This window comes from Curtobacterium sp. MCJR17_020, from assembly GCF_003234365.2.
Taxonomy (GTDB): Bacteria; Actinomycetota; Actinomycetes; order Actinomycetales; family Microbacteriaceae; genus Curtobacterium.
The window spans coordinates 97,768-115,407 of the sequence record NZ_CP126260.1 but is presented as its reverse complement, the minus strand read 5'-3'; the positions used below and the strand labels follow the sequence as shown (position 1 = coordinate 115,407).

The 17,640-nt window shown below is 70.0% G+C and carries 17 protein-coding genes; 9 read left to right on the top strand and 8 right to left on the bottom strand.

Annotated features, from left to right (window positions below):
- Positions 1-35: 35 nt before the first annotated feature.
- From DEJ14_RS00540 to hemE, 5 genes are all read right to left on the bottom strand, one after another.
- Positions 36-266, bottom strand: coding sequence for a DUF3618 domain-containing protein (locus DEJ14_RS00540; protein ID WP_111083767.1), 231 nt, complete (start codon positions 264-266; stop codon positions 36-38).
- Between the two features lie 32 nt (positions 267-298).
- On the bottom strand, positions 299-757 hold the full coding sequence (locus tag DEJ14_RS00535; RefSeq protein ID WP_111083766.1) for a phage holin family protein: 459 nt from the start codon (positions 755-757) through the stop codon (positions 299-301).
- Positions 754-1,008 carry a hypothetical protein gene (locus DEJ14_RS00530; protein ID WP_017887727.1) on the bottom strand — a complete coding sequence of 85 codons (255 nt, stop codon included), beginning with the start codon at positions 1,006-1,008 and terminating at the stop codon, positions 754-756. Before DEJ14_RS00530 ends, DEJ14_RS00535 begins: the two co-directional genes overlap by 4 nt.
- Positions 1,009-1,108: 100 nt before the next feature.
- A complete protein-coding gene (locus DEJ14_RS00525) occupies positions 1,109-2,449 on the bottom strand; it encodes a protoporphyrinogen/coproporphyrinogen oxidase (RefSeq protein ID WP_111083765.1) in 1,341 nt (446 codons plus the stop codon).
- On the bottom strand, positions 2,446-3,552 hold the full coding sequence (gene hemE, locus DEJ14_RS00520; RefSeq protein ID WP_111083764.1) for a uroporphyrinogen decarboxylase: 1,107 nt from the start codon (positions 3,550-3,552) through the stop codon (positions 2,446-2,448). Before hemE ends, DEJ14_RS00525 begins: the two co-directional genes overlap by 4 nt.
- Before the next feature lie 38 nt (positions 3,553-3,590).
- Between hemE and DEJ14_RS00515 the strand changes: the two genes are divergently transcribed.
- Both DEJ14_RS00515 and DEJ14_RS00510 read left to right on the top strand, forming a co-directional pair.
- Positions 3,591-4,913 (top strand): glutamyl-tRNA reductase, encoded by a 1,323-nt coding sequence (locus DEJ14_RS00515; protein WP_111083763.1) that lies wholly within the window; start codon positions 3,591-3,593, stop codon positions 4,911-4,913.
- A complete protein-coding gene (locus DEJ14_RS00510) occupies positions 4,910-5,347 on the top strand; it encodes an NUDIX hydrolase (protein ID WP_258373153.1) in 438 nt (145 codons plus the stop codon). Before DEJ14_RS00515 ends, DEJ14_RS00510 begins: the two co-directional genes overlap by 4 nt.
- A gap of 3 nt (positions 5,348-5,350) precedes the next feature.
- Here the strand turns inward: DEJ14_RS00510 and DEJ14_RS00505 are convergent, their stop codons facing one another.
- Positions 5,351-5,626, bottom strand: coding sequence for a hypothetical protein (locus tag DEJ14_RS00505; RefSeq protein ID WP_111083761.1), 276 nt, complete (start codon positions 5,624-5,626; stop codon positions 5,351-5,353).
- Positions 5,627-5,725: 99 nt separating this feature from the next.
- Here DEJ14_RS00505 and DEJ14_RS00500 point away from each other — a divergent pair, with 99 nt between their 5' ends.
- The 3 genes from DEJ14_RS00500 (at position 5,726) to DEJ14_RS00490 (ending at position 8,396) form a co-directional block, all read left to right on the top strand.
- Complete coding sequence (locus DEJ14_RS00500; RefSeq protein ID WP_111083760.1) at positions 5,726-6,424, top strand: DUF4232 domain-containing protein; 699 nt, start codon at positions 5,726-5,728, stop codon at positions 6,422-6,424.
- Positions 6,425-6,561: 137 nt separating this feature from the next.
- Positions 6,562-6,981 carry a GNAT family N-acetyltransferase gene (locus DEJ14_RS00495; RefSeq protein WP_111083759.1) on the top strand — a complete coding sequence of 140 codons (420 nt, stop codon included), beginning with the start codon at positions 6,562-6,564 and terminating at the stop codon, positions 6,979-6,981.
- Positions 6,982-7,040: 59 nt separating this feature from the next.
- On the top strand, positions 7,041-8,396 hold the full coding sequence (locus DEJ14_RS00490) for a hypothetical protein (RefSeq protein ID WP_146249662.1): 1,356 nt from the start codon (positions 7,041-7,043) through the stop codon (positions 8,394-8,396).
- A 9-nt stretch (positions 8,397-8,405) separates the two neighbouring features.
- Here the strand turns inward: DEJ14_RS00490 and DEJ14_RS00485 are convergent, their stop codons facing one another.
- Together DEJ14_RS00485 and DEJ14_RS00480 are read right to left on the bottom strand one after the other, a co-directional pair.
- Complete coding sequence (locus DEJ14_RS00485; RefSeq protein ID WP_111083757.1) at positions 8,406-9,344, bottom strand: serine hydrolase; 939 nt, start codon at positions 9,342-9,344, stop codon at positions 8,406-8,408.
- Entirely contained in the window at positions 9,344-11,308 is a 1,965-nt protein-coding gene (locus DEJ14_RS00480; protein WP_111083848.1) for a M13 family metallopeptidase, read from the bottom strand. Before DEJ14_RS00480 ends, DEJ14_RS00485 begins: the two co-directional genes overlap by 1 nt.
- An 81-nt stretch (positions 11,309-11,389) precedes the next feature.
- Here DEJ14_RS00480 and DEJ14_RS00475 point away from each other — a divergent pair, with 81 nt between their 5' ends.
- The 4 genes from DEJ14_RS00475 (at position 11,390) to DEJ14_RS00460 (ending at position 17,302) form a co-directional block, all read left to right on the top strand.
- Positions 11,390-12,727 (top strand): uracil-xanthine permease family protein, encoded by a 1,338-nt coding sequence (locus tag DEJ14_RS00475; protein ID WP_111083756.1) that lies wholly within the window; start codon positions 11,390-11,392, stop codon positions 12,725-12,727.
- A 182-nt stretch (positions 12,728-12,909) separates the two neighbouring features.
- A complete protein-coding gene (locus tag DEJ14_RS00470) occupies positions 12,910-14,220 on the top strand; it encodes an MATE family efflux transporter (RefSeq protein ID WP_111083755.1) in 1,311 nt (436 codons plus the stop codon).
- 74 nt (positions 14,221-14,294) lie between these two features.
- Entirely contained in the window at positions 14,295-15,473 is a 1,179-nt protein-coding gene (locus DEJ14_RS00465; RefSeq protein WP_146249661.1) for a lipopolysaccharide biosynthesis protein, read from the top strand.
- Between the two features lie 152 nt (positions 15,474-15,625).
- Positions 15,626-17,302: a P-loop ATPase, Sll1717 family gene (locus tag DEJ14_RS00460; protein WP_146249660.1), complete on the top strand. Its 1,677-nt coding sequence runs from the start codon at positions 15,626-15,628 to the stop codon at positions 17,300-17,302.
- The last annotated feature ends 338 nt before the right edge of the window (positions 17,303-17,640 follow it).

The window sequence follows — 17,640 nt, the reverse complement described above, 5'->3', positions numbered from 1 at the left end:
GCCGCCCCGCACCCGGTGGACCGCGCTCGGGCGGTCTACCGCCGTCGGAGCACCATCACGACGATACCCCCGACCACCGCTACTCCGGCTGCGAGCCCGGCCAGGTACGGGACCGGCTTCTCGTCGATGCCGCGCTTGACCTTCGACGCCGCGATGCCAATCTGCTTCGGCACGTTGAGCTTGTCCTCGATCGCGTCGAGGGTGTCGAACAGCTGGGCGCGGGTCGCGGCGACGCGGTCTGCGAGATCGTCGTGCGGATCGGTCACGGTTCCTCCGTCGGTGGTGCGGCTGTCGGGGCTCAGAACCGGCCGCCGACGTCCGGCTTGCGGCTGCCGTACTGGCTCGGCGGAGTGGGCTTCTTGCCCATCCCCTTCACCGCGTTGATGTCGTTCTTGACGCTGTCGATCGTGCGCTTCGGCGTGATCGGAAGACCCTTCTTCAGGCGCTTCCAGCCGATCCACCCGAGGATGGCGGCGACGATCAGCATCACCACGGCGATCACGATCGCTGCGAGCCAGGCCGGCATCACGGTCGCCAGGCCCATCACGGCGGCGGTCAGGAGCACGCCGATCGCGTAGAGCACGATGACGAGTGCGCCGACCAGCAGCCCCGCGGCGAGCCCGAAGATCTTGGCCTTCGTGAGCATCTCGGCCTTGAGCAGGTCGATCTCACCCTTGACCAGGCCCTTGACGAGCTTCGGGACGTCGCCCACTAGACCGAACAGCGAACGCGACTTGCGGTCGCGGGTGTCGGTCATGAGGTGGTGGTGTCCTTCTTCTGGCCGACCTTGCGGACGGCCTTCTTGGTCGTCTCACCGATGAACTCGGCGACGTCCGGGGTCTTGTCGGCGATGAAGTCCTCGGCGACGTGCACGCCCTTCTGGACGCCGTTGCTGTTCCAGACCTTGCCGCTGACGGTCTTGATCTGCTCGTACCGCGCCCGTCCGGCTCGCGATCCCAGGACGTACCCGAGTGCGGCGCCGGCGACGAACAGGAGCTTTCCGCGCATGTGCGATTCCTCCGTTGGTTCAGTGTGCGGTGGTCATGCGCCGAACGGAATACGTCCGACGGTCTCACCAACAGTAGCCCCCGGGCGGTCTGGGGTCCGCTCAGGAATCCAGGATCTGTCCAGCGGCGGTCCGGGCGGCCGCGATGATCCCCGCCAGGCCACGACCGGTCGCGACCTCGCCGACAGCGACGACCCCCGCTCCGAGGCCGGCAGCGGTCAGGTCCGGACCGTGCCAGCGCACGCGCGCAGCGCCCACGACGTGCGTCGCCGTCAGGGGGACGCCGAGCAGCGTGGCCGCGTCGTGCAGCGCTCGGGTGCCGACGGGTGCGTCCGGGTCGACCGGGAGGCTCGTGGCCGCGTCGTCGGGACCGCTCGCACCCGGTGCGCTGGTCGCGTCGGCGGGCGTCGCGTAGCTCAGGCGCAGCACGTGGCGGCCGGCAGCCGCCTCGGCGAGCCACGGCCACTTCACCGTCGCGTGCGTCAGGGCCTTCGCCGACACGGCCTGCGCGTCCGGGTGCACGAGCATCCCGGTCCCGCGGGGGGCTGCGTCGAGCTCGGGCTGGTCGACGACGAGCGTGACGAGCTCGATGCCGGCCCGGTCCGGCGCCGCGGTGCGCTCGGGATCGGGCACCGACGACAGGGTGTGCTGGGCGGGCAGGCGTTCGACCGTGCCGTCGACGGAGACGACCTCGACCGCGTGGGCCTCGATCCGGGTCGCCCGGGTGTGCAGCCGGACGTCGACGCGGTAGGTCTCCATGTCGGCGACGAGTTCGTCCACGAGCCGGACGATCCCGCCCCGGATCCCCTGCACCGGGGTACCGGCGGCCGCGCGGGCCCGGAGTGCCAGGACCGCGCGGGCCAGCGAGCCCTCGCGGAGCAGCGCCGCACGGAGGCCGGGAGCCACCCGCTCCGGGTCGAGCTGGTCCGGGTGGGTGGAGTGCACCCCGCCGGCGATCGGGACGACCAGGTCGTCGAGGACCCGCTCCCCCATGCGCCGCCGGACGAGTTCGCCCAGGGACTCGGCCTTGGCGCCGACCGGTCCGGGCAGCAGCGAGTCCATCTGGGCGCGGAGCCCGCCCTTCTGCCCGACGACGGCGAGCACGTCGGCGGCCATCGGGGTGCTCGGGATGCCGAGGAGCCCGGTCGCGGGGATCGGCGACGTCCGGCCGTCACGGGTCATCAACCAGGCGCCGCGCGGGTCCGGGGCGACGACGTCGTTGCCGAGCCCGAGTTCGATCGCCAGGCGGCCGACGGCATCCGTGCGGGTCGCGAACGAGTCCGCCGCCATGTCGAGGTCGAGGCCGCCGACCGTGTGCCGCCGGATCATGCCGCCCAGCACGCCGGACGACTCGACGAGCACGACGTCCGCGCCGCCCTTCGCCAGGTCACGAGCCGTGACGAGTCCGGCGATCCCGCCGCCGACCACGACGACGTCGGTCACGCGGCAGACCCGTCACCGAGCGAGTGGACCAGCTCGACGACGCGCGTCAGCACCGTCGGGTCGGTCTCCGGCGGCACACCGTGGCCGAGGTTCACGACGTGGGCTCGGGCGGCGCCACCGCGGCGGACGACCTCGCGCACGTGCGCTTCGAGGACCTCCCACGGGGCCGCGAGCATCGCCGGGTCGATGTTGCCCTGCACACTGACGCCGGTGCCGACGCGGCGGACGGCCTCGTCGAGCGGGAGCCGCCAGTCGACCCCGACCGCGTCGACGCCGACCGTGTCGGTGCCGAGCGTGGTCATGTCGGCGAGGACCTCGCCGCTGCCGACGCCGAAGTGGATGCGCGGCACGCCCAGGTCGGTCACGTGGGACAGCGCCTGCGCCGAGTGCGGTGCGACGTACCGGACGTAGTCGGCGCGCGACAGGGACCCGACCCACGAGTCGAAGAGCTGTGCGGCCGAGGCCCCGGCGAGCACCTGGGCCCGGAGGAACGCCCCCGACACCTCGGCCGCCCAGGCCAGCAGCCGCGACCACGTCTCCGGCTCGGCGTGCATGAGGGTGCGTGCGCGGATGTGGTCCTTCGACGGGCCGCCCTCGACCAGGTACGCCGCGAGCGTGAAGGGAGCGCCTGCGAACCCGATCAGCGGGGTGTCGCCGAGCTGCTCGACCGTGCGGGCGACCGCCTGCCGGATCGGCTCGAGGGCCGCCGGGTCCAGCGGCTCGAGGGCGTCGACGTCCGCCGCGGTGCGGATCGGTGCGCCGAGCACGGGGCCGCGACCGGGGACGATCTCGACGTCCACGCCCGCGAGCTTGATCGGCACGACGATGTCGCTGAAGAAGATGCCGGCGTCCACCCCGTGCCGGCGGACGGGCTGCAGCGTGATCTCCGACGCCATCTCGGGGTCCAGGCAGGCGTCGAGCATGGCCGTGCCCACCCGGAGCTCGCGGTACTCGGGCAACGACCGACCGGCCTGCCGCATGAACCACACCGGGAGCGTCTCCGGACGGTCACCCCGCAGGGCACGGACGAGGCGGGAACCACTCGTCCGCCCTGATGCCAGGGGGTGGGAGTCGGGGAGGGATGTGGTCGTCGCGTCGGTCACCGGATGATTGTCCCATCGAGCGCGTTACCATTGGCTACGTGCTCATCTGTCTCACGGCGTCGCATCGCAACGCCAGCTTCGACCTCTTGGAGCGACTGAGCATCGCTGCCCCGGCCGCAGCAGGCCACCTCGTCACCGATTCCGACGTCCTGGACGGTGCAGTGGTGCTGGCCACCTGCAACCGTTTCGAGGCGTACCTCGACATCGCCGGCGACGACCGCGACTCCGCCGTCGCCGCCACCGTGCAGGCCGTGGCCGCTGCGAGCGACCTGGACGCCACCGAACTGCGTGATTCGGTCAGTGTGCTCGGCGGCAAGGACGTCGTGCAGCACCTGTTCGCCGTGTCGAGCGGACTCGAGTCCGTCGTCGTCGGCGAGACCGAGATCTCCGGGCAGGTCCGCCGCTCGCTCGAGGACGCCCGGAGCAACGGCACCACCACCTCGGACCTCGAGCGGCTCTTCCAGGAAGCCGCCCACACCTCGCGCGGCGTCAAGACCCGCACCCGGATCGGTGCCGCCGGTCGTTCGCTGGTGCGCCTCGGCCTGCAGCTCGCGTCGTCACGCGTCACCGACTGGGCGCACACCCGCGTGCTGCTGATCGGCACCGGGAGCTACGCGGCCACCACCATCGCGGCCCTGCGCGACCGCGGCGCCGTGCACATCCAGGTGTTCTCGCCCTCGGGCCGTGCCGCCTGGTTCGCCGCGAAGCACGACCTCGTCGCCGCACGTGACCTGCGCCACGCGATCGGCACCAGCGACGTCGTGATCACGTGCACGTCGAGCGAGGTCCCGGTCGTCGCACCGGCCGACCTCGACGACGGCGTCCGCCGCATCGTCATCGACCTCGGACTCCCCCGCAACGTCGACCCGGCCGCTGCCGGTGTGGACGGTGTCGAGCTGCTCGACCTCGAGACCATCAGCCTGCACGCCCCGATCTCCGAGCTGAACGCCGAGTCCGAGGCCCGCGCGATGGTCGACGACGCCGTGTCCCGCTTCCGGGCGCAGGCACTCGAGCAGTCGACCACCCCGGCCCTGGTCGCCTTCCGCAAGCACGTGTTCGACATCCTCGACGACGAGATCGACCGTGCGAAGCGCCGCGGTGACGCCGACGGCGAGTCCGCCGAGCACACCGAGCGGGCGCTCCGGCACCTGGTCGGCGTCCTGCTGCACCGCCCCTCGGTCCGGGCCCGCGAGCTCGGCCGCGCCGGCCGTGGTGAGGAGTTCGTCGGGGCCATCGACGCCCTGTTCGGCGTGCGACCCGAGCCCGAGGCAGAGCTGCCGGCGCCCGTCGTCCCGCTCGCCGACCGCACTGCCCTGGACCCGACGGTCTCGGAACGCGACGACCAGGCGGACGCGAGCTGAGCCTCCAGACAGGCTCGCAACCACCCACGCTGCGTGTCAGTGCGCTCCTGCTGATCCGTGATCGACGGGTGCTGATGGTGCGCGCGCGAGCGCGCGACGTGCTCTACCTGCCCGGCGGCAAGGCCGAACCGCACGAGACCGACCTCGACGCCGCCATCCGCGAAGCACACGAGGAGACCGGCCTGCGGGTGACCGCCGATGACGTCGACCCGTTCGGCGTCGTCCTCGAGCCGGCCCACGGGCAGGCGCCCGGCACGATGGTCGCGATGACGCTGTTCCTGGTCCGACCAGGAGGCCCGCTGGACTCCGCCACGCCCGTCGCCTCGGCCGAGGTGGACGAGGTCGAGTGGGTCACCTCGGCGGACGCCGGTCGCTGCCCGCCAGCGGGTGTGGAGACGCTCCGCCGCCTGGTGGCGGCGGAGCGCATCGACTAGTCGTCAGGCCTTGTCGGTGTCGGTGTACTCGCCGACCTCGCCGTTCTGGGCCGGCTCGGCCTCACCGGGGATGTCCGAGTCGACGTACTCGCCGTCGGGTCCGGTTCCGGTCGGACGCGTCTCACCGGGGATGTCGCTCGAGACGAACTCCCCGATCGGCTCCGTCGACTCGACGTGCCCCTCGCTCGGGATCTCGCTGTCCGTGAAGGCACCTGCGCGGGTCTCGACCCCGTCCGCGCGGCCCTCGTCGCCACGTGCCTGTTCGTGCTTGCCCGTCATGTCCGACCTCCGCTGCTCGGGTTCCTTGCTCCGGAGTGTGCTCGCGGTCCCTGGACGCCGACCGAACCGCGATCTCCCGGTGGTGGTTGCCTGTGCACCATGCAACGCAGCAGCCGATCGAAGTTCCTGCTCGCCGTCACCGGGCTCGTCGCAGTCGGGGCGTTGGCGGGTTGTGCCTCCGGCGGGGAACCCTCCGCCACCGAGACGGTGACCGCACCCGCGCCGTCGCCGTCCGCGTCGTCGTCCTCGTCGGCGTCGTCGTCGTCCGCGACCCCGTCCTCCGGCGCTTCGGCATCGGCCGGTGCCGGTGCTGGGTCCTCCGGATCCGGGTCGTCGGGATCCGGGTCGGCCGCTGGCAGTCGCTGTGCCGCGTCCTCGCTCGCCGCCAGCATCGAGCCGGGCAGCGGCGGTGCGGCAGGCAGCGTCATCGTGCACCTCGCACTGCGGAACACCGGATCGACCACCTGCACGCTGCAGGGGTGGCCGGGCGTCTCGTTCGTCGGCGGAGGCAACGGCACCCAGATCGGTGCTGCGGCGACCCAGGAGAAGAGCTCACCGCACCCGACCGTGACCCTGGCCGCCGGGCAGACCGCCGTGGCCCCGCTCAAGATCGTCCAGGCCGGGAACTACTCGAAGGCCGACTGCTCGCCGAGGACCCCGGACGGCTTCCGCGTGTATCCGCCCGGATCCAAGCAGTCGCTGTTCGTGAAGGACACCGACTACCAGGCGTGCTCGTCCGCCGATGCGTCGCTGCTGTCCGTGCAGGCGCTCGTGCCGGAGGGTCAGGCGACGTCGTAGCGGGTGGGTGACGGCTGGCTCGTCGGGCAGTCGGATCGCCGTGATGCCCACGGAGGGCACCTCCGAGAGTTCACCGGAGGCCCGGCGGCGGTGTCGACCTCGGCCTGGCCACCTCGGGTCTCGTGCACGATGGACTGGTGACCTTCGCCATCAGGGACGAACGACCGGGGACCGACGAACTCCTCACCCTCTACGACGCCGTCGGGTGGACCGCGTACACGCAGGACCCCGCCGCCCTCGCCAGGGCGATCGCGGGCTCCCACACCGTGCTGACCGCACGCGACGACGATGACCGCTTGCTCGGGCTCGTCCGCACGGTGTCCGACGGCGTGACGATCGTCTACGTCCAGGACCTGCTCGTGGTGCCGGCAGCGCACCGGTCCGGCGTCGGCGGCGCGTTGCTCGACGCCGTCCTCGAGCGGTACGCGGGTGTCCGCCAGACGGTCCTGCTCACCGATGCGGAGCCAGGTCAGCGCGCGTTCTACGAGTCGCGTGGCTTCGTCGAGGTCCACGACGTCGCCCCGCAGCCGTTGCGGTCGTTCGTGGTCCTCCGCTGAACACCGATGGGTCTCGCGACCGATACCGCACTGCGACGGCCCGTTCCTAGACTCACGGCATGGGGGCTCGTAGACGAACACGTTCCGCGGCCGCGATCGCGACCGCACTCGGGGCCCTGCTGGCACTCGCAGCGTGCACGATGCCACCGCCGCCGCACGGGTCGGAGTCGGCGCTCGCGGACCTGATCGCGGACGTCGATCGGCTGCCCGGCGTGGGCTCGACCGAGGGTGAGATCCGCCAGTTCGACGCCAAGGACGACCCGGACCACTGGCTCACGTCGCTCCAGGTCACCGCGGACACCGCCGACCTCGCCGTCGCCGAGCGGGTCCGGCGGACCGCCGAGCGCGGTGTCACCGGCACGACGCTGCAGGTGACACTCGACGTGCCCGCTGCGCGGAAGACCGCTCCGGTCAGCCTCGACCCGATGGACCGCAGGGTCGTCGGCCTGGCCGGTCGGCTGCGCACGCAGACCTTCGTGCGACAGCTGTGGATGACCCCGACCGGTCCGAGGATCGGGCTCGTGCGGGGCGTCAGCTTCAGCGATGCAGCGAAACGTGTACGGACGATCACCGGTCCAGAGCCGACGATCACGAGTACGACGAGGACGACGACCTTGAGCCGCGGCGACGTGTCCGTCGGCGTCACGACCACGCACCCCGGCCGGGCCCTGCTGCGCACGATCGACGCACTCGCCGACGACCACCACGTGGAGCACCTCTTCTACTCGCCGGGGAGGACGTACGCAGACGCGGCGCGGGCCTCCGACGACTCTTCCGGCCTCCCAGCAGTGGCCGATCGGCCGTCCCTGTCGATCGGCGTGCGCCCGCTCGGCGAGGTCGCCGAGACCCTCGCCGCGACGACGGACGAGGCAGCCGATGCACACCGCGCACCGCGGACCGCCTTCGACCTGGGCAGCGGCGCGGTCAGTGGGTGGCTCGGACTCCCCCTCGACGCACCCAGGCCGCGGGACGTCGGTCCGGACGGCGACCCACCGACGAGTCCCACGCCGACCCCGTGGGTCCCCGCAGACGTCGACGACCGCGCCACCGTGCTCCGCACGTTCCTCGAGCGGTCAGCCGCCGCCGCCGGGGTCCCAGCGACCGTGACGACGGGCACCGAACAGTGCGCGACGTCCGGGTCGTCCGACACGACCGGCACCCGGGCGACGGCGTTCAGCGTGGTGCCCGTGTTCGACGTGGTCGACGACGGCCAGGAGCCGTTCGACGCCGTGACCGCGCTCTGGACGTCCGAGGGCCTCGGGGTCAGCGACCGCGCGATGGGCCGCGACTTCTGGTCGTCTTCCTCCGGCGCAGACCCGGCCACCGCCAGCATCCGCGGCACCGTCGACGGCTTGAGCCTCAGCGCCGAGTCGGTCTGCGTGCCGCCACCCGACGCAACGTCCGAGGGGAACTGAGCGACCCGGTCAGCGGCGCGCCGGGGCGTGCACGGCCTCGAGCAGCTCGGTGCCCATGGTCCGTAGCGACTCGATGACCGCGAGGCGCCGCTGCAACGAGGCGTCGTCGAACGTCACCGTCACCGCGTAGCTGACCGACGACCCGGGCCCCCGCAGGATCCCGGCCTCTGCGCGGACGCCCGTGCTCGACCCGGTGACCGCGACGACCTGCAACCCGTGGTCGAGCGCACGGTGCGCCAGGGGGTCGAGGCCGAACGAGCCGGCGACCAGGTTGAGGTCACTCGCCAGCGACAGCCAGCCGAGCACCCGGTTCGAGACCGCTTCGTCCACGACCTCACCGAGCGCCAGTCCGCGCATCACCCACGCGAGCTCACCCGTCGGGGCCACCGAGGCATCCGGGGCGTCGTCCGGACCACGACGGTCACGCACCCGGTCGATCAGCGCGGTCCGCTCGATGCCGAGCGACTCCGCACGCTCGCGGACGGCGTCGATGCCGACCGTCGACAACAGTGCGTTCATCGCCCACGTGTCACCGGTGGCACCGACCAGGGTCGCCAGGTCGGGCACTTGCATCGTCGGCTCCTGCAGGAACTGCCACAGGCCGGCACCGGTCGCGGTGTCCCGCGCCATGCGCTGCAGGCGGTCACCGTGCAGGCGGCCGTCCTCGAGCTGCGCCGCGACCTCGATCAGCAACAGCACGCGCCCGAGGCTCGCGACGGGCTGCACCAGGGTGTCGTCGATCGCGAGCAGCGCCTTGCCGGTCGAGGTGTCGATCACCGACGCGCTGACCCCGGCGCCGTCGAGCGCCAGGGCACCGAGGGCCTCGGTGGTGGCGCCGAACCGGTCGTCCGGCCGACCGCTGTGCCGGCCGCGGGCCCGACCGCCACCACCCGAGCGGTCCTCCGGCCGCCGACGGCGTGACGACCGAGCCGCGTCCGGCTCCACCATCACCAGATCGCGACGCGCTCGGCGGGGTCGAGGTACATCGCGTCCGTCTCGGTCACGCCGAACGTGTCGTAGTAGCCGTCGATGTTGCGGACGACCTGGTTGCACCGGAACTCGTTCGGCGAGTGCGGATCGATCGACAGCAGGCGAGCGGCTTCCTCCGGACGGATCGCCATCTGCCAGGCCTGCGCCCAGCTCAGGAAGAACCGCTCGGCACCGGTCAGGCCGTCGACGACCGGGGGCTCCTGGCCGTCGAGCGACAGCAGGTACGCCTTCCACGCGATCGACAGGCCACCGAGGTCGCCGATGTTCTCGCCGATCGTCAGGGCACCGTTGACGTGGCCGTCCGGCACCTCGGTCGGGACGAGCGCGTCGTACTGGGCGATGAGGGCCTTCGTGCGCTCCTCGAACGCCGTGCGGTCGGCCTCGGTCCACCAGTTCTCGAGCTTGCCGTCGCCGTCGTACTGCGAGCCCTGGTCGTCGAAGCCGTGCCCGATCTCGTGGCCGATGACGGCACCGATCGCACCGTAGTTGGCGGCGGCGTCGCGCTCGGCGTCGAAGAACGGGAACTGCAGGATCGCCGCGGGGAACACGATCTCGTTGAAACCGGGGTTGTAGTACGCGTTGATCGTCTGCGGGGTCATGAACCACTCGTCGCGGTCGATCGGCTTGCCGATCTTGCCGAGCTCGCGGTCGACCTGGAACGACGCGACGGCGCGGACGTTCGCGACGAGGTCGTCGGGCACGACCGGCAGTGCCGAGTAGTCACGCCACTTGACCGGGTACCCGATCTTCGGCGTGAACTTGTCGAGCTTGTCGAGGGCACGGGCACGGGTCTCGTCGGTCATCCAGTCGAGCGCCGTGATGCTCTGCCGGTACGCCTCGACCAGGTTGGCGACGAGGTCGTCCATCGCGGCCTTCGAGGTCTCGTCGAAGTGCTCCTGCACGTAGATCCGGCCGACGGCCTCACCCATCGCGCCCTCCACCAGGGAGACGCCGCGCTTCCAACGCTCGCGCTGCTTCGGCGCCCCGGTGAGTGCGGTGCCGTAGAACGAGAAGTTCGTGGCCGAGAACGCGCTCGTCAGGTACGCGGCCGAGCCACGGATGACCTGCCAGCGCAGCCAGTCCTTCCAGACCTCGAGCGGCTGGTCGCGCAGGAGCTCGGCCAGGCCGGTGATGAACGACGGTTCGCGCACCACGACGGTCTCGAACGCGCCGGCCGGTGCGTCGATGGCCTGCCACCAGGTCTGCAGGTCGATGCCCTCGGCGAGCGCCGCGACCTCGGCCCACGGCAGCTTGTTGTAGGTCTTCTGGCTGTCGCGGGTGGTGACGTTGTCCCAGTGCTTCGACGCCAGGGCGGTCTCGAGTGCGATGACGTGCTCGGTGCGGTCGCCGCCGTCCTCGAACCCGGCGAGCGGGAACATCGCTGCGACGAACTCGCGGTACTTCGTCCGGATGTCGGCGAAGCGCTCTTCGCGGTAGTAGGACTCGTCGGGCAGGCCGAGACCGGACTGCTCGAGGAACACGACGTAGGACTCGGGGTCGCCCGGGTCGTTGTCGACGAAGAGCTGCAGGAAGCTCGGCAGGCCCAGGCGCTCGAAGCGTCCGACGGTGGCGATGAGCTCGGGCACGGACTGGATGGCCGTGATCTCGGCGAGGAGCGGCTCGATCGGTGCGGTGGCGAGCTCTTCGAGCCGTGCTTCGTCGGTGAAGGAGGAGAAGAGGTCACCGACCTTGCGTTCCTCGGTGCCGGGGGCGGCCTGCTGCGAGCGCTCGATGATCTCGCGGACGGCGAGTTCGGCGGCCTCGGCCAGCACCGTGAAGGAGCCGTAGCGGGCCTTGTCGTCGGGGATCGGCGTCTCGGCGATCCAGGTGCCGTTCACGTGGCGGTACAGGTCGTCCTGGGGGCGCACCGCGGGGTCGAGTTCGTCAGTGTGGATGCCTGAGGCACGTGCGACGTCGGTCATGCGGTCCACGATAGCCACCGACGCCATGCAGCAGGTCGGTGTCCGTCGTCACCTGCGCACGGCTGCCGGTACGGTCATCGCATGGGACTTCCGTGGAAGCTGCACGGCGACGGCAAGACCGTCTCCGCGACGACGATCGTGGCACCGGACGAGCGACTCACCTGGGGCCGGACGATCGGTCTCGGCGTGCAGCACGTCGTCGCGATGTTCGGCGCCACCTTCCTGGTGCCGCTGCTCACCGGCTTCCCGCCGTCGACGACCCTGCTGTTCAGCGGCATCGGCACGATCCTGTTCCTGCTCATCACCGGCAACCGGCTGCCGAGCTACCTCGGGTCGTCGTTCGCGTTCATCGCGCCGATCGGTGCCGCGACGAAGATCGGCGGCATCCCCCTCGCCCTGTCGGGCATCATCGTCGTCGGTGCGCTCCTGGCGATCGTCGGGCTCGTGGTGCACCTGGCCGGCGCCGGCTGGATCGACCGCCTGATGCCGCCGGTGGTGTCCGGTGCGATCGTCGCCCTGATCGGGTTCAACCTGGCTCCGGCGGCGAAGGACAACTTCACGGCCGCCCCGGTCGTCGCGGTCATCACCCTCGCGGCGATCATCCTGGTCACCGTCCTGTTCAAGGGGCTGATCGGTCGCCTGTCCATCGTCATCGGCGTCCTGGTCGGCTACGTGGCGGCGCTGATCGGCGGCCAGGTCGACTACTCGAAGGTCGGCGACGCCGCCTGGATCGGCCTGCCGACGTTCACCGCTCCCGCGTTCGACCCGTCGCAGCTCGCGATCTACCTGGCGTTCGTGCCGGTCGTGCTGGCGCTCGTCGCCGAGAACGTCGGCCACGTGAAGGGCGTCGGGCAGCTCACCGGCCGCGACCTCACGCCCCTCACCGGCCGCGCGCTCTTCGCCGACGGCATCTCGACCGTGCTGGCCGGCGTCGGCGGCGGCTCCGCCACCACCACCTACGGCGAGAACATCGGCGTCATGGCCGCCACCCGCGTCTTCTCCACCGCCGCGTACTGGGTCGCCGCGATCGCCGCCGTCCTGCTCGGCCTCTCCCCGAAGATCGGTGCGGTCATCTCCTCCGTCCCCGCCGGCGTGCTCGGCGGCGCGACCACCGCCCTGTACGGCCTGATCGGTGTCATCGGCATCCGGATCTGGGTCGAGAACCGGGTCGACTTCTCGAAGCCGAAGAACCAGCTGACCGCTGGCATCGCGCTCATCATCGGCATCGCGGACTTCACGTTCGCGTTCGGCCAGGCGAGCTTCGGCGGCATCATCCTCGGCACCATCGCCGCGATCGTCGTCTACCACCTGATGGACCTGATCGGACGGGCGCGCGGCACCGACGAAGCGACGCCCGCTGCCTCAGAGGAAGCGCACGCCGCCACCGGCGGCGTCCCCGCCGAACCGCGCGCCGACTGACGCGAGTGGTCGGCCGGAACGCGCGTCCGGCCTGACGACGTGGGACCACCGGACGGGAGGCCCGTGGCGGCGCCGCCACGGGCCTCCCGTCCGCCCTGTCGCCACGTCCACGGCGTGAGCGGACCACACAGGCCGCGCATCGCCGCCAGAATGGGCCGGTGCCCCGACCGACGCGACCCGCAGTGACCACCGAACGGCGCGCGGTCGATCGCGACATCGTGCGGCTGGCCGTGCCCGCGCTCGGCGCGCTCGTGGTCGAGCCGCTCTTCCTGCTCACCGACACCGCGCTCGTCGGGCACCTCGGCGCGACGCCCCTGGCAGCCGTCGGACTCGCGAGTGCCGTGCTGTCGACCGTGACCGGGCTGCTGGTGTTCCTGGCGTACTCGACGACGCCGGCCGTGGCCCGCGCGCTCGGCGGAGGCGACCGACGAGGCGCAGTCCACGCCGGCATCGACGGGATGTGGCTCGCGCTCGTGCTGGGCGTGGTGCTGGCGCTGATCGGGTGGCCGCTCGCCGGGCCGCTCGTCGACCTGTTCGGTGCCTCGCCCGACGTGTCGGCAGCGGCGACCGCGTACCTGACGGTGTCGCTCATCGGGCTGCCCGGGATCCTGGTCGTCACTGCCTCGACCGGGCTGCTGCGTGGGTTGCAGGACACGAAGACCCCGCTCGTCGTCGCGACCGTCGGGTTCGTCGCGAACGGGCTGCTCAACGCGGTCCTGATCTACGGCGCGGGCTGGGGCGTCGAGGGGTCCGCCGCCGGCACCGTCATCGTGCAGTGGGCGATGGCGATCGTCTACGTCCGGATCGCCGTACGGGCCGCGCGGTCGTCGGGAGCACCGCTGCGACCCGGCGCCTCGGGCGTCGCTCGGGCGCTGCGCTCGGGCGCCTGGCTGTTCCTGCGGACCGCGTCGCTGCGGATCGCGATGCTCGCGACCGTCGGGGGTGCTGCCGGGTTGGGGACCACCGGGCTGGCGACGACGCAGGTCGGGCTGACGGTGTTCTCGACGCTGGCGTTCGCGCTCGACGCCCTGGCGATCGCCGGGCAGGCGCTCGTCGGGCACGGACTCGGCGGGCGTGACCCGGAGCGGGTGCGACTGGTGACGCGGCGGCTCGTGCTGCTCGGGATCGCCGGTGGTGTGCTGCTCGGGGTGCTGACCCTGGCCGTGAGCGGAGTGCTCGGGCCGGTGTTCTCGGACTCGCAGGCGGTGCGGGACGCCCTACCCGTCGTGCTGGTGCTCATCGCGGTCGGGATGCCCGTCGCCGGGTACGTCTTCGTACTCGACGGGGTACTGATCGGGGCCGGCGATGCGCGGTACCTGGCGATCGCGGGCGGTGTGAACTTGATCGTGTACCTGCCGCTGCTGTGGTGGGCGGGTGGGACGCTCGCGGGGCTGTGGGCGGCGTTCGCCCTCGGGTACATCGGGGTCCGGGCGGTGACGCTCGGGGTGCGGGCGCATCGGCGTGGATGGGTGGAACAGGCGTTGGCGCGGTGAGCGGCTCTTCTGGTCCTGGTGCTGGTGCTGGGGCTTCGCCTATCGCGTCGTCGTCTTCGGTGGCGTCGTCGGCCGTGCTCGCCACCGTCGGGATCGGGGTGCAGGGCGTCGCGAAGCTGCTCGTGACCGTCGTCGTCGGGCGGGTGTTCGGCACCGAGACCCTCGGGCAGACCACGGCGCTGCTGTCCCTGTCGGTGTTCGTCGCGCTGCTCTGGCCGAACGCCGCGGGCAACACCGCCTCTCGGTACCTGGCGATCGCGTTGCGGGGTCGGCGGTCGGACGCCGCGGTGAACCGGCTGCTCGGGCTGTCGATGCTGGTGTCGACCGTGGTGCTCGTAGCGGTCACCGTCCCGGTCGCGGTCGCCCGGGGCAACGGCCCCGGCATGGTGCTCGGTGGTGTCGGGGTCGTCGTCGGCTACGGGTTGTACTGCTACGCCCGCGGCGCGCAGCTCGGCTACGGCCGGGCGCCGCGGGTTGCACTCTGGGACTCGGTGACGAGCGTGCTGGCGCTCGGGTTGCTCGTGGTGGCGTGCGTCACCCGACTCGAACCCTTCGTGCTGCTGCCCCTGGCCATCGGGTACACGGTGTTCGCGATCGCGTGCTGGCCGCGGGGGAACGGTTTCGGGTCTGCTGCTCGCGAACCCGCCGCCGGGGTGCTCGGGTTCGCGGCGTGGAACGTGCTGGCGGTGGTGACGTCGAACGGGTTGCTGCAGTTGACGATGATCTCGGCGCAAGTGACCTCGTCGGCGCACGAGGCCGGGGTCTACGCGGCGGCGTTCACCCTGGCGACCCCGGCGTCGATGCTCGGGCAGGCGTTGGGGCAGGTGCTCGTGCCGGCGTTCGCGCACCGGACGGATGGTGGGTCGTTGCGGTCTCGCGGAGCGCTGATGCTCGTCGTCGGGTTCGCTGCTGCTTCGGCCGTCGTGTTCGGGCTGGTGGCGCTGCTCGCCGGGTGGTTCCTGCCGATCGTCTACCCAGCCGAGGGTGCCGCTGCCGTCGCCGACCTGCGGTACTTGATGGTCGCGGTATGGGTATTCACCGTCAGCCTCGTGCCGGCGGCGCTGCTGCTCGCGTCGGGGCGGTCACGGCAGGTCGCCCTGGCTTCGGTCGCCGGGTTCGTTGTCGGAGCGGCGCTCATGGCGGTACTCGGACGCGTCGCGGGGGTCGCGGGTGGGACGACGGGGTTCCTGGTCGGGAGTGCGGTGAACCTGGTCGCGGTGGTGGGGCTCGGGGTCTTGGCCAGATCCGAATAACTCCTGCAATACAACGATCGTCGTTTGCGTCGCGAATCGAATGTCCCGCCAGCACGGCACCGACACCGGTCGGCCCGATCTCCGCTCGACGCAGGGAGTGCTTCTCCTAGCAACAGATGAGCTATGCCCCGCTTAAACGTCAGGGAGCAAGAATGTCGAAGAAGACCACCCGCACCAAGCTAGACGCCAGCTTAACGCTGGGAGGCGAGCAAGCCGAGGCAGACCCACTTCTTCAGGCTGCCTTTCTCGAGACCGGCGCGAGTTCAGTCCTCCGAAGCAGGATCGATGAACGTTGCTTCGTGGTTGGACGAACTGGCGCAGGGAAGTCAGCCGCGCTGCAGCACCTCGAGGACACGGATCCCGATCACACGATTCGTATTAGCCCCGAAGATCTCAGCCTCCCGTATATCACGGGACTTGACGCAATCCAATTTCTTGACTCGCTCGACGTGAACCTCGACCAGTTCTGGATGGCTCTGTGGAAGCACGTGTTGCTAGTCGAGATCATCCAGCATCGATACAAAGTGAATTCACCGGCCGCTAAACAGACCGTACTGCAGACACTCCGCGAAAGACTCGCAAGGGATCCTGGAAAGCAAGCCGCCCTCGACTATCTCGATGAGTTCGATGGCCGATTCTGGGCTGAAACAGATGAACGAGTTCGAGAAATCACAGACAAATTTGCGACCACCGTCCGGGGAGAGGGCTCCGCCGGAATAAACCTTGCCCCCCTGAAACTAGGCGGCCGGACGTCCGGCACGAAAACAGTTGAACATTCCACGGGTTACCAGCAGACGGAGCGATTTCAGCGAATTGCAAACGATGTTCAGCTGGCAAAGTTGAATAAAATGATGGCAGTTCTAGATGAGGAAATACTCGATGAACAACATTTCACCTATGTCGTCATCGACGATCTCGATCGCGACTGGGTCGATCAGCGACTGTCCAATGACTTGATTCGGTGCCTCTTCCGGGTCGTACTCGATCTAAAGCGCGTAACGAACCTGAAGGTCATCGTCGCTTTGAGAAGCAACATCTTCCGAGAGCTCGATTTCGGCCAGAGCGGAGGCCAAGAGGAGAAGTTCAGGTCAATGATTCTCGATGTCCGATGGACATCGCATCAGCTCGAGGACCTACTAGACGACCGTGTGAAGGTCGCCGCAGATACCCACGGTATTCAGGCCCAGACACTGCGAGATATCTTACCTCCGGGCAAGAACTCTTCACGAGGGAGTGCCGTCGACTACATTCTGAAAAGGACCCTGATGCGCCCCAGGGACGCCATTGCATTCCTGAACGAGTGCCTAGCCGCCGCCGCCGGTGGTTCTCGGATCACTTGGGAAAACATCATTCGGGCCGAGCGGGGCTATAGCGCTAAACGACTCCTCGCGTTGAGGGACGAGTGGAAGCCAACTTACCCCAGCATCGGTGAAGTGATAGAGAAGTTCCAGGGAGCGCCGTCGCGGCTCACCCCCGAGCAGCTGGTGAAAATCCTCGACGACATCGCGATCCTGGGGACGAGTTCCGCCTTCGGAGGGCGCAGCTGGATTGAGGACCTGATCGATCCAATCTGGCAGGAGGGGAGCCACGATTGGTATCGCCAATACCAATTATTGACAGCTTTTTGTTTCTCGTTGGGGTTTCTCGGAGTCGCGATGGAGGGTTCCGCTGCTCCCCGCTTCCATTCTGACGACCCCTTGATGGTGGATTCTCCCGATCGGCTTAGATCAGCCCGGTACTTTTACATTCACAGGACTTATCACAGCGCTTTATCAGTTCGAATTGGGGGGGCGCCGTACGACTCGACGAGGCTCGTCGATGAGAGTTGAGGAGAACCAGGGACACTAGGCCTCAGTCGCGCCCATTTGCCTCTCACCGGGTCGTAGCGGCTGAAGCGAGCGTCGATGAATGCGGACTGGCGCTGCCTCGAGGGGTCACGCACCTAGCCAAGACACCCAGATGGAGGACTTCGGCACGGACGGGCGACCCGGGATGAGATAGCGGTGGCGCCGAGACGCCTCCAACGAGCCACTGGCCCTGAAGAGGTACTCTCGGCGGCGCCCAGGGGCTCGGTGCCAGCAAGACGCCCATCTCCCACCGATCTGCCGGCGGTCTTGACGGCAACGCCGCACCGGCAGACCTCCCCACACCCCGCAGGCGTTCGACT

Coding starts and splice junctions, on each gene's coding strand:
- DEJ14_RS00535 (WP_111083766.1), bottom strand. CDS start 757: ATGACCGACACCCGCGACCGCAAGTCGCGTTCGCTGTTCGGTCTAGTG.
- DEJ14_RS00530 (WP_017887727.1), bottom strand. CDS start 1,008: ATGCGCGGAAAGCTCCTGTTCGTCGCCGGCGCCGCACTCGGGTACGTC.
- DEJ14_RS00505 (WP_111083761.1), bottom strand. CDS start 5,626: ATGACGGGCAAGCACGAACAGGCACGTGGCGACGAGGGCCGCGCGGAC.
- DEJ14_RS00500 (WP_111083760.1), top strand. CDS start 5,726: ATGCAACGCAGCAGCCGATCGAAGTTCCTGCTCGCCGTCACCGGGCTC.
- DEJ14_RS00490 (WP_146249662.1), top strand. CDS start 7,041: ATGGGGGCTCGTAGACGAACACGTTCCGCGGCCGCGATCGCGACCGCA.
- DEJ14_RS00485 (WP_111083757.1), bottom strand. CDS start 9,344: ATGGTGGAGCCGGACGCGGCTCGGTCGTCACGCCGTCGGCGGCCGGAG.
- DEJ14_RS00480 (WP_111083848.1), bottom strand. CDS start 11,308: ATGACCGACGTCGCACGTGCCTCAGGCATCCACACTGACGAACTCGAC.
- DEJ14_RS00475 (WP_111083756.1), top strand. CDS start 11,390: ATGGGACTTCCGTGGAAGCTGCACGGCGACGGCAAGACCGTCTCCGCG.
- DEJ14_RS00460 (WP_146249660.1), top strand. CDS start 15,626: ATGTCGAAGAAGACCACCCGCACCAAGCTAGACGCCAGCTTAACGCTG.